We start from the raw sequence: 14,444 nt of genomic DNA, 5'->3' as shown, positions 1-14,444 counted from the left end.
AAAAGTCGTCTTTGCGACAGCTTGTCGCAGCGGCTAGAACGCCCCGGTGGAAGCAACCCTCAACGAAAAAGTCAGGGAGAAAAACACGATGAAAACACTCTTGGCCGCAGCGGCGGCCGGCCTCGCGCTCGCGGTCTCAGGGACCGCGGCGAACGCCCAGATCTCCGACGATGTCGTCAAGATCGGCGTGCTCACCGACATGTCGAGCCTCTATGCGGACGCCACCGGCAAGGGCTCGGTCGCCGCCGTCGAGATGGCGGTCGCCGATTACGGCGGCAAGGTGAAAGGCAAGCCGGTGCAGGTGATCGCAGCGGATCACCAGAACAAGCCCGACGTCGGCGTCAACATCGCACGCAACTGGTACGACAACGACAAGGTCGACGCGATCCTCGACGTGCCGACCTCGTCGGTCGCATTGCCGATCTCGGCGCTGACGCGCGAGAAGAACAAGATCCACATCAATTCCGGCGGCGGCTCCTCCGATATCACCGGCACCGCCTGCTCGCCCAACACGGTGCACTGGACCTACGACACCTATGCGCTATCGAACGTCGCCGGCAAGGCGATGGTCAAGCGCGGCGAGGACACCTGGTTCTTCGTCACCGCCGACTACGCCTTCGGCATGGCGCTGGAACGCGATGCCGCCAATGTCGTCAAGGAGAGTGGCGGCAAGGTGCTGGGCGACGTGCGTCATCCGCTCAACTCGTCGGACTTCTCGTCCTTCCTGCTGCAGGCGCAGGCCTCCAAGGCCAAGGTCGTGGCGCTGGCGAATGCCGGCGGCGACACCACCAACGCGCTGAAGCAGGCTTCCGAGTTCGGCCTGACCCAGGGCGGCCAGAAGATGATCGCGCTGCTGCAGGAGATCACCGACACGCATTCGCTCGGCATCAAGGCCACCCAGGGCCTGATCGTCACCGACGCCTTCTATTGGGACATGAACGATGAGACGCGCGCCTTCTCGAAGCGCTTCAACGAGAAGGTCGGCCATATGCCGACCATGATCCAGGCCGGCCTCTATTCGGCAACCATGCATTACCTGAAGGCGATCGAGGCTATCGGCACCGACGAGGCGCCGAAGGTGATGGCCCAGATGCGCGCCACGCCGGTCAACGACTTCTTCGCCAAGAACGGCCATATCCGGATCGACGGCCGCATGGTGCACGACATGTATCTGTTCGAGGTCAAGAAGCCCGAGGAATCCAAGGGCGAGTGGGACCTCTACAAGCTGATCGCCACCGTGCCCGGCGACGAGGCGTTCCGCCCGCTCGACAAGGGCGGCTGTCCGCTGGTGAAGTCGAACTGACGGCCACGCCACACCGGATCGCATCCAGCGATGCGATCCGGCCTCTCGGCGCAAGCCGGGGCGAAAGTCACTGCAATCACTACGCCTGGCAGACCCGCAGCGTTGCGATCTGGAATGGACGCAGCGCCAGGCGGCATCCCCGATCCTCGGTCGGCAGGGTCTCGATGCGGTCTTCCAGGGTGTTGCTGATCCACACCGACGCGATGTCGACGCCGAAATCGAGCGCCGCGGCGGTGCGAATGCCGGCGCTCTCGTAAAGCCGCACCACCCAGCCGTCTCCATCCTCGGCGGGCTTGATCGTATCGACGATCACGTTGGCCGGAGACGCGGTCAGGAGCGATCGTCGCAACAGCGCGCCAGGGCGCCCTTTGGTCCACAGCACCGGACGCTCGAACCGCAAGGCGCGCCCGACCGTGTCCGCGCTGCGCCAGTCGCCGTGGTGGGGATAGATCGCATAGCGCATCCGGTGCCGCCCGATATCGGCCTGCGGATCAGGCAATTCGGAGCCGCGCAGCAGCGTCAGCGCGAGCTGGTTGCCGAACGCCGAATAGCCGTGACGGCAGTCGCTGAACAGCGACACGCCGAAATCCGGCTCGGCGAGATCGGCCCAGCGATGCCCGGGCACCTCGTACTTGGCCGCATCGGCATCCGCGTTGGCATGGGTCGGCCGCTCGGTTGCGCCGAACATGGTTTCATAGGTTGCGTTCGATGCACGGCAGGCGACGGGGAACATGACCTTCAGCGCCGTCTTGCGCTCCTGCCAATCGACCGTGGTTTCGAATTCGAGATGATCGGCGCCGGCATCGAGGCGGATCACCTGCGCGAGCCGGCTCGCGCGTCCGAGCCCGCGCTCGAAACGGACTTCGCCGCGCAGTCCGCCATCCGACAGCACGGCGCAGCTCACATCCCCTGTCACCTCGCGCGCGGTCTCCAGCGCGAACGGATCGATATCCCATGCCTCGAAATCGAGCGGCCGGTCATCGAGCAGCAGCAGCCGGGCTGCCGGCGATGCGAAGGTCTCGCGGCCGGTTGCAACATGCAGCAGCGACCGAACGAGCCCGCTGCGATCAATGCGCGCTTCGAGCCGCGCGTTCGACAGCACGAAGCCGTCCAGATCGGCGGCGACCACAACGCGATCGTCGGTCGTCGTCGTTTCACCCGCCGCAAACGGCGCGGCGACAATGTGACGAAGCTCGCCGTCGGGGTCGGACGCGACCTCGGCGCGCGCGCAGCCCAGCGTGTTGACGGGTGTCCAATTGCCGTCTTCGGGATCGCACAGTGTCGCCAGCACGGCTTGCGTGCGACGCCCGGCCTCCTCCGCCACGCCGGCGAGTTCGACCTCCGCACGTTCATAGACCTCGCGGATGCTGCTGCCGGGAATGATGTCGTGGAACTGGTTGACCAGCAGCGTGCGCCACAGCGCTTCGATCTCCTGTGCTGACGGTGCCGGTTGCCGGCAGGCGGCCGCGACCGTGGTCACGAATTCGAGGGCCTGAAGACCGGCCTCGCAAGCGCGGTTGAGGCGCTTGGTCTCGGCCTGCGTGGTGTAGGTGCCACGATGATATTCGAGATAGAGCTCGCCTTCGATCGTTGCCAGATCTGGCGCTGATATCGCCAGGCGGTCGAAGAACTCGTCGACGGAGCGAATCTGGATTCGCGGCAGCCCCTGCAAGTCCCTTGCGCGCTGCAACGTCTCGAGCATCGTCTCGTCGGCACCGCCGCCGCCGTCGCCATAGCCGAACAGATAGAGTGCGTCGGACGAACGGTCGGCGTCCTTGTAATTGGCGGCGTGATAGCGGAGCTCCGCGACCTGCGCCGATCCATTGTAGGTGTCCGCCGGGGGGAAATGTGCCAGCACCGTGCTGCCGTCCAGTCCGCGCCAATGGAAGCTGTGATGCGGCGGTGAGGTGAACTTGTTCCACGACAGCTTCTGGGTCAGGAAGCGCGACATCCCCGCGGACTGCATCAGCTGCGGCAGCTGGGCGTCGTAGCCGAAAACGTCGGGATTCCAGAACACGCTGGAGCGCGCGCCGAACGTTTGCTCGAAATAGCGCTGACCATAGAGGAACTGACGGCAGATCGACTCGCCCCACGGCAGATTGCAGTCCGGCTCGATCCAGCTGCCGCCGACCGGAATCCATTGGCCGGCGGCGGCCTTGGCGCGAATTCGGGCGAACAGGTCAGGGTCATTCTGCTCGATGACGGCGTACTGATAGGCCTGCGAGCAGGCGAACTTGAAATCGGGATAGCGCTCCATCAGCGCCACCGCCGTGGAGAAGCTGCGTTGCGCCTTGCGCCGGGTTTCCGCCAGCGGCCACAGCCATGCCGTGTCGAGATGGGCGTGGCCGATCGCCGACATCTCGTGGGTGATGCTGCCGTTTCGTGCCGCGAGCAGGCCGTCGAGGATCGCCCGCGCCGCCGGCCATGTCGCGCGATCGTCGGGATCGGTGATGTTGCAGATACGGTTGAGATCGTGCAGCAGGCGCCCCGCCCAGGTCCGATCCAGCGCCGGCTGCGCCGTCTCTCCGACAGCTCCGTATGACCTCGACTTTGTCGTGGGATCGCGGTCACCTTCAAGCTGGCGCAGCACCTCGTAGTCGAAATAGAATGCCGAGGCCTCGGGATCGAAGCGGCGCAGCTCGCAGGCGACCAGCGCGTAGGCCTGCGGATCGCTCCAGAACGCGCCGAACAAGCCGTTGCAGGCCACCTCCACATGGAAGCTGACGGTCTCCCCGCCGCGGGCCGACTGAACGAGCGGCGCGGTGTGGCGGCCGGGATTGAGACCCTGCGAGGAACGTCCGTTGAGCCAAAGCAGCGCTTCCGAGCGGCTGTCCCAATACAAATCCGCGCGCGAGCCGGCCCAGGCCTGCGGCACCTCGGCCACGACGTGCACCCAATAGGTCGCCCATAGCGGTCCCAGCGCCTCGCCCAACGGGACCGGCCGATAATCGAGATTGAGCGCGTCCTCGAGGCTGATCCGCTCGGTGGGACCGGCAAGCGCGAGCGAAGTGACCGGCACGCGGTCGGCATGAATCTTCTGTTGCAGCCGCTCCGCAAAGCCTTGCAACCGGCGCCGCGTGTATTGCGGGTAGCGGCCGCGAATCCGGGCTACCGCTGGATCGCCGCTATCGCGGTCCCTGTCATTCATCAGGTTCTTCAGCCATTTGACGAATGATCACGTGAGGGTTGATGATGATTGCAACGCGCTGTCCGAATTGGATCGCCTGACCTACTCCCTACACTCTTCCCAAATTTTATCCATCCGGCCAGCAAAAAAGCGCGCCCGGCAGCAACCGGACGCGCTCTTCTCTTGCAGGTGACGCGATGCGTTAGTCGATCGAATACTTGAATTCCGGCATCGCCTTCAGCTCATCCTTGCTCGCATTGAACACGGCATGATCCGGATACCAGGGATTCGGCTTCGACGTCGCCGCCGCAGGCGCCGCGCCCGTGGTGGTGGTCGTCGACTTGCTTGTGCTGCCGGTGTTCGAGGCGCCGGTATAGGCGATCGGCTCGTTCACGAACTTCACCTTGTCGATCGGTACCGCGACCAGGTGCTCGCCGACGCCAAGGAAGCCGCCGACGCCGATCACGACCGCCTTCATGGCGCCGCCCTTCTCCATCAGCAGATCATTGATCGAGCCGACGCTTTCATTGGCGTCGTTGTATACGCTAAGGCCGACGACCTTCGACGCGCGCCAGTTGCCCTTGAACGAATCCGGCGACGTGGCTGACGTGGATGACGTCGACGCCGCAGGAGACATCTTGTCGCCCTTATCGGTTGGCGTCTGCGCAACGGCGACGGTTGCAAGCAGCGCGGTGCCGGCGAGGCCGGCGATGATGGATTTGACCAACATTGATGGCTCTCCTCTCGCAAAATCGATGCTGGGAAAACCCGTCATCTTCGCAACCGTTCCTAACGGACCTGCGCTCAAAAGCCGCTTAAATGCCGAGGAACAGGGTGAGGACCTTTCAGCGCACGGAAACGCTGCGCCGGTTGACGAAAGGTATCGTGATCTCTCAACCAAGCTTGCGGTTGAGCCTCACGACTGCGCCGGACGCGCAGTCCATGATGTGACGATGTTTGGCTCACTAAGTCGTCCCGGCGAACCGCGCTGCACAAGCCGCGCGCTCGTCCCGGCAACCGCATCATCGATCGGCGAGCGTCGTCATGCGCGCATGTTGCCGCGCGATCAGAAGCCGCCCCAATAGGGCGGCACGCCGTAGAAGCGATGCAGCTCGACTTCCTGCGAGCGATCGCCCCAATCGAAATCCTTGTCGGCACGGAACGACGGCGCGCGCTTCAGCTCCTCGTCCTCGATGTCGAGCTCATAGGCCTCGAACTTCGGGTTGTAGTGCAGCCGGCCCCAGGGCAGCGGGATCAAATTGGTTCCAATGCCCAGGAAGCCACCGAAGCTCAACACCGCGTACGATACCTTGCCGGAGATCTTGTCGATCATCAGCCGCTCGATATGGCCGATCATGTCGCCATTGGCCCGGCGCACCGCCGTCCCCTCGACCCGGTCGCTTGCAATGAGCTGATGCGGCCTGGTCTCGACCTCGACAGCCATCTCACCCTCCTTGACCCGAAAGAGAAATAACGCGTCGCCGGGGTAACGGGTTCCGCCCCCGGATATGACAGCCGCCCTGCCCTTTCTCCGGCTGCCATGGCGGCCAGGGACAAATGCGCCGTTCGGGAGGGTTCTGCCCGCATTTCAGGGCATCAGGATCGATGACAGAACGATAACTTTTCTCCCTGCGGCCGACCTGTTAACCCGGATAGCCGGGCAAGATTTCAGACACATACTGAAACAAAATTCCTGAGCCGCTTTCCCCGAATCACGGACAAAAGATCGGTATGACCCAGGCTGCGCCCAATATCCTTGTCGTCGAGGACGACCGCGAGACGCGGTCCCTTATCGCAAAATATCTCCGCACCAATTCCTGTCATGTAACGACCGCCTCCGACGGCCGCGAGATGGCCAAGGCGATGACCGACCACCGCGTGGATCTCTTGGTGCTCGACGTCATGCTGCCCGGAGAGGACGGCCTCAGCCTGTGCCGCAAGGTGCGGGCGGAATCGCAGACGCCGATCATCATGCTGACCGCGCGCGGCGAGGACGTCGACCGCATCCTCGGCCTCGAGATGGGCGCCGACGATTACCTGGCAAAGCCGTTCAACCCGCGCGAGCTGCTGGCGCGGATCAACGCGGTGCTGCGCCGGCAGGCCGCCGCGCGCAACGCCAGCGCGATCGAGGGCGCGACCACGCTGACCTTCCTCGGCTGGCGTATCGACATCCGCCTGCGCGAGCTGCGCAACCCCGAAGGCGCGCGCGTCGCCATGACCAGCGCCGAGTTCGACCTGCTGCGCACCTTCTGCGAGCGGCCCGGCCGCGTGCTGTCGCGCGACAGCCTGCTCGACCTGACCCAGGGCCGCAGCGCCGGCTCGTTCGAACGTTCGATCGACGTGCTGGTCAGCCGCATCCGCCGCAAGATCGAGCCCGATCCGCAGGAAGCCACCATGATCAAGACGGTGCGTTCCGGCGGCTATGTGTTCACGCCGAGGGTGGAGGCGGTTGCCGCCACGAACAATTGACCATGAAGCTGCTGCGCGTGCTGAGTCTGCGGGGGATCGGCGCCCAGATGGCGGCGCTGGTCGTCGTTTCGATCGTCGCGCTGCACTTGATCATCACCGCCACCTTCCTGATCCATCGCCCTGATCGGGTGGAGCCGTCGGACCGCTGGCACACCCAGCTCGCCGCCGCCGCGCAGCTGCTCGGGCATGCCCCGGCGTCGGAGCGGCCGCGGCTCCTGGCCGACGTCGCCCGTGCCTTCCCGCAACTTGCGATCGGCGACCTGCCTTCCGATGCCGGCGCGCTCACCGAAACCGACACGCCGAGCCTGCACGCGCTGCGCCGGCTCGGCGCCGGCTATCGCATCTTCCTACTGCCGCGCGAAGCTGGCAGCACGCCACATGACGGCGAAATTCGCCGCGTCGCGATCCGCCTGCCCGACGGCGCCATGTTCGCCGCCAACCTGACGCCGGATCAGCACATGCGGCCGTTCTGGGGTGGACCGTGGATGATGACGGTGCTGTTCGCCGTCATCAGCGTCACCCTGCTCGGCCTGTGGGCGGCATGGGCGCTTACCGCGCCGCTGTCGTCCTTCGTCAAGGCCGCCGAGACCTTCAGCCTGAACGGCGCCGCCGCGCCGCTGCCCGAGCGCGGTCCGGAGGAGATTCGTTCGCTGGCCCGGGCGCTGAACCGGATGCGCGAGCGCATCACCGCATTGATCGACGATCGCACCAAGATGCTGGCCGCGATCAGCCATGACCTGCGCACGCCGATCACGCGGATGCGGCTGCGCGCCGAATTCATCGAGGACGAGACGCACCGCCACCGCATGCTGCGCGACCTCGACCAGATGCGCTCGATGCTGGAATCGGTGCTGTCGTTCCTGCGCAACGACCGCAAGCTCGAGGAGATGACGCTGGTCGACATCGCGAGCACGCTGCACCTCGTCACCGATCAGTTCGCCGACATGGGACACAAGGTCAGTTACACGGGCCCGCAGCACGCGATGGCGACCGCGCGGCCGGCCGACCTGCATCGCTGCATCACCAATCTGGTGGAGAATGCCGTGCGGTTCGGCGGCGAAGTTGCCGTGCGCCTCGACGTCAAGCCCGACCGCCTCGTCGTCGACATCGAGGATGACGGGCCCGGCATCTCGGATGCGCACAAGGCGAGCGTGCTGGAGCCGTTCGTGCGCGGCGACCAGGCACGCAACATGGATGAGGCCGAAGGCTTCGGCCTTGGTCTGTCGATCGCCAACGCCATCGTGCTCGCGCATGCCGGCACGCTGTCGCTGCACGATCGCAAGCCGCACGGGCTCGTGGTCCGGATCGAATTGCCGGCGCGGCAACAGCAATTGCAGCCGCGGCAGAAATCCGCGGCCTGATCAGCTGAAGCTGATGCGATGAGGAGACGTCAAGCGGCGAGCGGCGTAATGAGCTCCGCTTCCTCGTAGATCGCGATGGCCTCGAAGCGGTAATTGCAGGCGCGGCAATTCCACAGGAACGAGGAGCGGCCTTCGCTGTGCTCCACCCAATCAGGGCGGGCGATCGGCTTGCCGCATTGCGCGCAGGGATTTTCGCGAGGCATATAGCCGGTGTCCTGACGGACCATGGCGCATCTCCCGAATGTTGTTTCTTGCGTGCTTGGACAGAGCTGCTGACTGAACGATCGCGCACTCTGCCGTGGATGAAGTCTAGACCTTCATTGATTCGTTTGCACGACAAACTGCTGTGGATAGCGTGCGGCAAAATTAGTCAGGAAAACTAGAAGGAAATTGCAGGCCAAGACAATTTTTGGCTGAGACGATTGAAGCAAACAATTTGAAGCATCCGTCTTGCAATCGCGTCGTCCCTTCACCCCATGACCGGACAATCACGGATGCATAACGTTCGCTGATGCGAAGGTTTTGCCACATTCCTGCCCGCTAGCCGTACCAATGAGACCGCAGAACCGACGCGCATCTGAAAGCCCGAGCGATTGAGATGAAGACCGTACAAGCCCTTGGCTGCCTTGCCGCAATCGCGCTGCTGGCGCCCTGCGCGAGCGCGCAGGCGCAATCGCGCGCGCAATATGAGGCGATGGTGGCGGCCGAGGCCCAGGCCAACCTCGTACCGGAAGAGCTGGTGCATCGCGTCATCGTGCGCGAGAGCAAGTACCATCCGCAGCTGATCGGACGCGGCGGCACCATCGGGCTGATGCAGATCAAGCTCGGCACTGCACGTGGCCTCGGCTACACCGGTACCGCCGAGGGTCTGCGCGATCCCCAGACCAACCTCAAATACGGCATCAAATACCTCGCCGGCGCCTATCGCGCCGCCGATGGCAATCACGATCGAGCCGTGCGTTATTTCGCGGGCGGGTATTACTACGTCGCAAAGCGCCAGCGCGGGGATCACCTGAAGGAAGCGAAGCATGGCGGCGCGGGTGCACCGCCGAAGGAATTCGCCAAGTCGGAGCAAATGACGGCCGATACCGCCGAGCCGAAGCCGGAACAGGCCGAAAAATAGCGCCGATCGTGTCCGCGCAGCCCCACGGCGCGTGCCGGCCATCCTCGACACCGCCTGTCAACGCGTCTGGCATACAAGTTGACACACGAGCCCATCCGCCTACATTAGGGGCGTTCCGAGGGGTGCTCCGAAGGAGGAGCTGAGATACCGCAAGCTTGGGCTAGCCAGTAGGCGAATAGTCCGGGACCGCGGTGACCCTTTGAACCTGATCCGGGTCATGCCGGCGAAGGGACAGGGATGTATCAGACGTCAAGACCGCGGGGGGATTCCCCCGTCTCCATCATCGGCGCAGGCATAGCCGGCGCCTGGCATGCGCTCTTGCTCGCAGAGGCCGGACGTGCCGTCACCCTGCACGAGCGCAGTGACGCCGCGATGACGGAATCCACAAGCCACTGGGCCGGCGGGATGCTGGCGCCCTGGTGCGAGGCGGAGGCCTCCGAGCCGGTGATCTCCCGGCTCGGCATCCGCTCGCTCGCGCTGTGGCGGCAGCACGTTCCGGAAACCCCGTTCAACGGCTCGCTGGTGGTGGCGCATCCGCGCGACCGCGCCGATTTCGAGCGCTTTGCCCGCCTCACCACTGGCCATCGCCGGATCGACGCCGAGGGCGTTCGCGCGCTCGAGCCGTCGCTCGAAGGCCGTTTCCGTGACGCCCTGTTCTATCCCGACGAGGGCCATGTCGAGCCGCGGCGCGTGCTGCCGCGGCTGCATGCCGCGATCGGCAAGGCCGGCGGCGCCATCAAGTTCGGCAGCGACGCCGAGGCAGCCGATCTCGATGGCGTCGTGATCGACTGCCGCGGCCTTGCCGCGCGCGACCGCGAGGCGAGCTTGCGCGGCGTCAAGGGCGAGATGATCATCATCGAGACCTCCGAGGTCGAACTGGCGCGCCCGGTGCGGCTGATCCATCCGCGCTGGCCGCTTTACGTGATCCCGCGCGGCGACGGCCGCTTCATGCTGGGCGCGACCTCGATCGAGGCCGAAGACAACGGCGTCAGCGTGCGCTCGGCACTGGAGCTGCTCGGGGCCGCCTATGTCGTGCATCCGGCATTCGCCGAGGCGCGCATCGTCGAATTCGGCGCCGGGCTGCGTCCGGCATTTCCCGACAATCTGCCGAAAATCAGGATCGATCAGGAACGCATCACGGTGAACGGACTCTACCGTCATGGCTTCCTGCTGGCGCCGGCGCTGGCCGAGCTGACACTCGCCTATCTCGCGCGCGGCGAAATCGACAACGAGGTGATGCAATGCGCGTGATCGTCAACGGCGAGCAGCGGGAGATCGTGGCCTCCAGTGTCGATGCGCTGCTGGCCGAGCTCGACTACGAGGGCACGCATTTCGCGATCGCGCTGAACTACGACGTGGTGCCGAAGAGCCGCTGGGCCGACACCGCGCTGAAAGCCGGCGACGAGATCGAGATCATCACGCCGCGGCAGGGAGGGTGATGTGAGTTTGTTCGCACACTCCCTTCCCATGTCGTCCCTGCGAAAGCAGGGACCCATACTCAGCGGCCCTTCAGTGAAGCACGCGGGGAGACGTCCCATCCGACAATTTCCGGTCGTGGTTATGGGTCCCGGCTTTCGCCGGGACGACGGCATAGTTTGAGGAGACACATGGTCACCTTCTACGGCAAATCCTTCCCGTCCCGCCTGCTGATCGGCACGGCGCTGTATCCCTCGCCTGCGATCATGCAGAATGCCATCCGCGCCTCGGGCGCCAGCATCGTCACGGTGTCGCTGCGGCGCGAGGCGGCGGGTGGCAAGACCGGCGATGCGTTCTGGTCGCTGATCCGCGAGCTCGGCGTCACCGTGCTGCCGAACACCGCGGGCTGCCGCAGCGTCAAGGAAGCGGTGACCACCGCAAAGCTCGCGCGCGAATTGTTCGGCACGCCGTGGATCAAGCTCGAGGTGATCGCCGACAACGACACGCTGCAGCCCGATGTGGTCGGCCTGGTCGAGGCGGCCGGCATCCTGATCAAGGACGGTTTTGAAGTCTTCCCCTATTGCACCGAGGATTTCTCGGTCGCCTCGCGGCTGGTCGACGCCGGCTGCAAGGTGGTGATGCCGTGGGCAGCACCGATCGGCAGCGCCAAGGGCATCACCAACCGCGACGCGCTGAAGCTGTTGCGCGACCGCCTGCCCGACATCACGCTGGTGGTCGACGCCGGCTTGGGGGCGCCATCGCATGCCGCCGAGGCGCTCGAGCTCGGCTATGACGCCGTGCTGCTCAACACGGCGGTCGCCAAAGCTGCCGATCCCGTTGCGATGGCCAATGCCTTCCGCCTCGGCGTCGAGGCCGGCCGCACCGCTTACGAAGCCGGGCTGATGGAAGCCCGCGACTTCGCCTCCCCCTCCACCCCTGTCGTTGGGACCCCGTTCTGGCATGCCGTATCCTGATCCCTTCTATCCCGTCGTCGACAGCATCAAATGGGTCGAGCGACTGACAAAACTCGGCGTCGGCACCATCCAGCTGCGCGCCAAGGAGCTCGACGATGCCGGGGCGCTGCAGATCGTCAGCGATGCGCTCGCAGTGACCAAGGGCACGCCGACCAAGCTCGTGGTCAACGACTATTGGCGCGCGGCGATCGTCGCCGGCGCCGAGCATCTGCATCTCGGGCAGGAAGACCTCGCCGAGGCCGACCTCGGCGAGATCCGCAAAGCGAACTTGACGCTCGGCATCTCCACCCATGACGACGCCGAGCTCGCCACCGCGCTCGCCGCCAAGCCCGACTATGTCGCGCTCGGCCCGATCTTCTTCACCACGCTCAAATCGATGCGGTTCGAGCCGCAGGGCATTCCGAAGATCACCGAGTGGAAGAAGCGGATCGGCGGGATCCCCCTTGTCGCGATCGGCGGCATCAAGTTCGAGCATGCGGCCGAGATCTTCGCCGCCGGCGCCGATTCGATCGCCGTCGTCAGTGACGTCACCCAGAACCCCGACCCAGACGCGCGGGTCAGACAATGGCTCGGCCTCAGCGCGGAGGCCGCGTGATGCACGTAACTCTCACCAGCGTCATTCCGGGGCACGCGAAGCGTGAACCCGGAATCTCGCGCCACCACCTCGAGATTCCGGATCGGTCCTAACGGACCGTCCGGAATGACGACAAGATTAAGGAGGATCCCTCATGAACATCCGCTCCAATCCCGACACCACCCGTCCCGCCGTCACCACCGGCGCGCTGCCCGCCTCACGCAAGATCTTTGCGACGCCGGAGGCCGCGTCCGATCTGCGCGTGCCGCTGCGCGAGATCATGCTGTCGGAGGGCGCCAGCGAGCCGAATTTGCCCGTCTACGACACCTCTGGCCCCTACACCGACCCGAACGTGACGATCGACGTCAATGCCGGCCTGCCGCGCAATCGGCTGGCCTGGGTCAAGGAGCGCGGCGGCGTCGAGGAATATGAGGGGCGCACCATCAAGCCGGAGGACAACGGCAATGTCGGCGCCGCGCACGCCGCCAAGGCGTTCACCGCGCACCACAGGCCGCTGCGCGGCCTCGACGGCCACAAGATCACGCAGCTCGAATTCGCCCGCGCCGGCATCATCACCAAGGAGATGATCTACGTCGCCGAGCGCGAGAATCTCGGCCGCAAGCAACAGCTCGAGCGCGCCGAGGCCGCGCTTGCCGACGGCGAGAGCTTTGGCGCCTCCGTGCCGGCCTTCATCACCCCGGAATTCGTCCGCGACGAGATCGCGCGCGGCCGCGCCATCATTCCCTCCAACATCAACCATGCCGAGCTCGAGCCGATGATCATCGGCCGCAACTTCCTGACCAAGATCAACGCCAATATCGGCAACTCGGCGGTGACCTCGTCGGTCGAGGAAGAGGTCGACAAGATGGTGTGGGCGATCCGCTGGGGCGCCGACACCGTGATGGACCTCTCGACGGGGCGCAACATCCACACCACCCGCGAATGGATTTTGCGCAACTCGCCGGTGCCGATCGGCACCGTGCCGATCTACCAGGCGCTGGAGAAGTGCGACGGTGATCCGGTCAAGCTGACTTGGGAGCTCTACAAGGACACCCTGATCGAGCAGTGCGAACAGGGCGTCGACTATTTCACGATCCACGCCGGCGTGCGGCTGCCCTACATCCACCTCACCGCCAACCGCGTCACCGGCATCGTGTCGCGCGGCGGCTCGATCATGGCGAAGTGGTGCCTTGCGCATCACAAGGAGAGCTTCCTCTACACCCATTTCGACGAGATCTGCGACCTCATGCGCAAGTATGACGTCTCGTTCTCGCTCGGCGACGGTCTGCGCCCGGGCTCGATTGCGGACGCCAACGACCGCGCGCAGTTCGCCGAGCTCGAGACGCTCGGCGAATTGACGAAGATCGCGTGGGACAAGGGCTGCCAGGTCATGATCGAGGGCCCCGGCCACGTGCCGATGCACAAGATCAAGATCAACATGGACAAGCAGCTCAAGGAATGCGGCGAGGCGCCGTTCTACACCCTCGGGCCGCTGACGACCGACATCGCGCCGGGCTATGACCACATCACCTCGGGCATTGGCGCGGCGATGATCGGTTGGTTCGGCTGCGCGATGCTGTGCTACGTCACGCCGAAGGAGCATCTCGGCCTGCCCGACCGCAACGACGTCAAGACCGGCGTCATCACCTACAAGATCGCGGCCCACGCCTCTGATCTGGCCAAGGGCCACCCCGCCGCGCAGCTCCGCGACGATGCGCTCAGCCGTGCCCGGTTCGACTTCCGCTGGGAGGACCAGTTCAACCTCGGCCTCGATCCGGACACCGCGAAGAACTTCCACGACGAGACCCTGCCGAAGGAAGCCCACAAGGTCGCGCATTTCTGCTCGATGTGCGGCCCGAAATTCTGCTCGATGAAGATCACCCAGGACGTCCGCGACTACGCCGCGACGCTCAACGACAAGGAGCAGGGCATGGCGCAGATGAGCGCCAAGTTCAAGGAGATGGGAAGCGACGTGTATCTGGACGCGGACAAGGTGAAGGAGAGCAACAGGGTGTTTTGAGGGCTCGCCCTCACCGCTCGTCGTGCCGGGCAACAGCGCGAAGCGCGTCTTCGCGCGAGATGACCCGCGCATCCATC

14 protein-coding genes and 1 riboswitch are annotated in these 14,444 nt (G+C 65.0%); of the genes, 10 read left to right on the top strand and 4 right to left on the bottom strand.

Annotated elements, in window-relative coordinates:
• The first annotated feature begins 88 nt into the window (after positions 1 to 88).
• Positions 89 to 1,303, top strand: a complete 1,215-nt coding sequence (locus J2R78_RS27185) for an ABC transporter substrate-binding protein (RefSeq protein ID WP_076824067.1) — start codon at positions 89 to 91, stop codon at positions 1,301 to 1,303.
• Between the two features lie 79 nt (positions 1,304 to 1,382).
• Here the strand turns inward: J2R78_RS27185 and J2R78_RS27180 are convergent, their stop codons facing one another.
• Both J2R78_RS27180 and J2R78_RS27175 read right to left on the bottom strand, forming a co-directional pair.
• On the bottom strand, positions 1,383 to 4,451 hold the full coding sequence (locus tag J2R78_RS27180; protein WP_253607517.1) for a glycoside hydrolase family 38 C-terminal domain-containing protein: 3,069 nt from the start codon (positions 4,449 to 4,451) through the stop codon (positions 1,383 to 1,385).
• A gap of 181 nt (positions 4,452 to 4,632) precedes the next feature.
• Positions 4,633 to 5,160: a PRC-barrel domain-containing protein gene (locus tag J2R78_RS27175; protein WP_253607516.1), complete on the bottom strand. Its 528-nt coding sequence runs from the start codon at positions 5,158 to 5,160 to the stop codon at positions 4,633 to 4,635.
• Here J2R78_RS27175 and J2R78_RS27170 point away from each other — a divergent pair.
• Positions 5,141 to 5,515 carry a hypothetical protein gene (locus J2R78_RS27170; protein ID WP_253607515.1) on the top strand — a complete coding sequence of 125 codons (375 nt, stop codon included), beginning with the start codon at positions 5,141 to 5,143 and terminating at the stop codon, positions 5,513 to 5,515. The genes J2R78_RS27175 and J2R78_RS27170 overlap by 20 nt on opposite strands.
• On the opposite strand, the gene J2R78_RS27165 is transcribed toward J2R78_RS27170, so the two are convergent.
• The gene (locus J2R78_RS27165; RefSeq protein WP_028344225.1) at positions 5,497 to 5,874 is read right to left on the bottom strand and encodes a PRC-barrel domain-containing protein; all 378 of its coding nucleotides are present in this window, start codon (positions 5,872 to 5,874) and stop codon (positions 5,497 to 5,499) included. The genes J2R78_RS27170 and J2R78_RS27165 overlap by 19 nt on opposite strands.
• 287 nt (positions 5,875 to 6,161) lie before the next feature.
• Between J2R78_RS27165 and J2R78_RS27160 the strand changes: the two genes are divergently transcribed.
• Entirely contained in the window at positions 6,162 to 6,899 is a 738-nt protein-coding gene (locus J2R78_RS27160; protein ID WP_018273044.1) for a response regulator, read from the top strand.
• A gap of 2 nt (positions 6,900 to 6,901) precedes the next feature.
• Entirely contained in the window at positions 6,902 to 8,260 is a 1,359-nt protein-coding gene (locus J2R78_RS27155; protein ID WP_253607514.1) for an ATP-binding protein, read from the top strand.
• A 29-nt stretch (positions 8,261 to 8,289) separates the two neighbouring features.
• Here J2R78_RS27155 and J2R78_RS27150 read toward each other — a convergent pair whose 3' ends face one another.
• A complete protein-coding gene (locus J2R78_RS27150) occupies positions 8,290 to 8,487 on the bottom strand; it encodes a hypothetical protein (protein ID WP_028332600.1) in 198 nt (65 codons plus the stop codon).
• A gap of 371 nt (positions 8,488 to 8,858) precedes the next feature.
• On the opposite strand from J2R78_RS27150, the gene J2R78_RS27145 reads away from it, so the two are divergent.
• The 6 genes from J2R78_RS27145 (at position 8,859) to thiC (ending at position 14,367) form a co-directional block, all read left to right on the top strand.
• The gene (locus tag J2R78_RS27145; RefSeq protein ID WP_253607513.1) at positions 8,859 to 9,383 is read left to right on the top strand and encodes a lytic transglycosylase domain-containing protein; all 525 of its coding nucleotides are present in this window, start codon (positions 8,859 to 8,861) and stop codon (positions 9,381 to 9,383) included.
• Between the two features lie 108 nt (positions 9,384 to 9,491).
• Positions 9,492 to 9,633: riboswitch (TPP riboswitch) on the top strand.
• The gene (locus J2R78_RS27140) at positions 9,621 to 10,634 is read left to right on the top strand and encodes an FAD-dependent oxidoreductase (RefSeq protein WP_253607512.1); all 1,014 of its coding nucleotides are present in this window, start codon (positions 9,621 to 9,623) and stop codon (positions 10,632 to 10,634) included. Its footprint overlaps the riboswitch before it by 13 nt.
• A complete protein-coding gene (thiS, locus tag J2R78_RS27135; RefSeq protein WP_076824056.1) occupies positions 10,625 to 10,822 on the top strand; it encodes a sulfur carrier protein ThiS in 198 nt (65 codons plus the stop codon). Before J2R78_RS27140 ends, thiS begins: the two co-directional genes overlap by 10 nt.
• A 168-nt stretch (positions 10,823 to 10,990) precedes the next feature.
• Positions 10,991 to 11,773: a thiazole synthase gene (locus J2R78_RS27130; protein ID WP_028332604.1), complete on the top strand. Its 783-nt coding sequence runs from the start codon at positions 10,991 to 10,993 to the stop codon at positions 11,771 to 11,773.
• Positions 11,760 to 12,368, top strand: a complete 609-nt coding sequence (thiE, locus tag J2R78_RS27125; protein WP_057014950.1) for a thiamine phosphate synthase — start codon at positions 11,760 to 11,762, stop codon at positions 12,366 to 12,368. Before J2R78_RS27130 ends, thiE begins: the two co-directional genes overlap by 14 nt.
• A gap of 133 nt (positions 12,369 to 12,501) precedes the next feature.
• Entirely contained in the window at positions 12,502 to 14,367 is a 1,866-nt protein-coding gene (gene thiC / locus J2R78_RS27120; RefSeq protein ID WP_253607511.1) for a phosphomethylpyrimidine synthase ThiC, read from the top strand.
• The last annotated feature ends 77 nt before the right edge of the window (positions 14,368 to 14,444 follow it).

This window comes from Bradyrhizobium sp. USDA 4538, from assembly GCF_024171045.1.
Classification (GTDB): domain Bacteria; phylum Pseudomonadota; class Alphaproteobacteria; order Rhizobiales; family Xanthobacteraceae; genus Bradyrhizobium; species Bradyrhizobium australafricanum.
The sequence above is the reverse complement of the archived record's forward strand: the minus strand, read 5'-3'. Positions and strand labels throughout refer to the sequence as shown.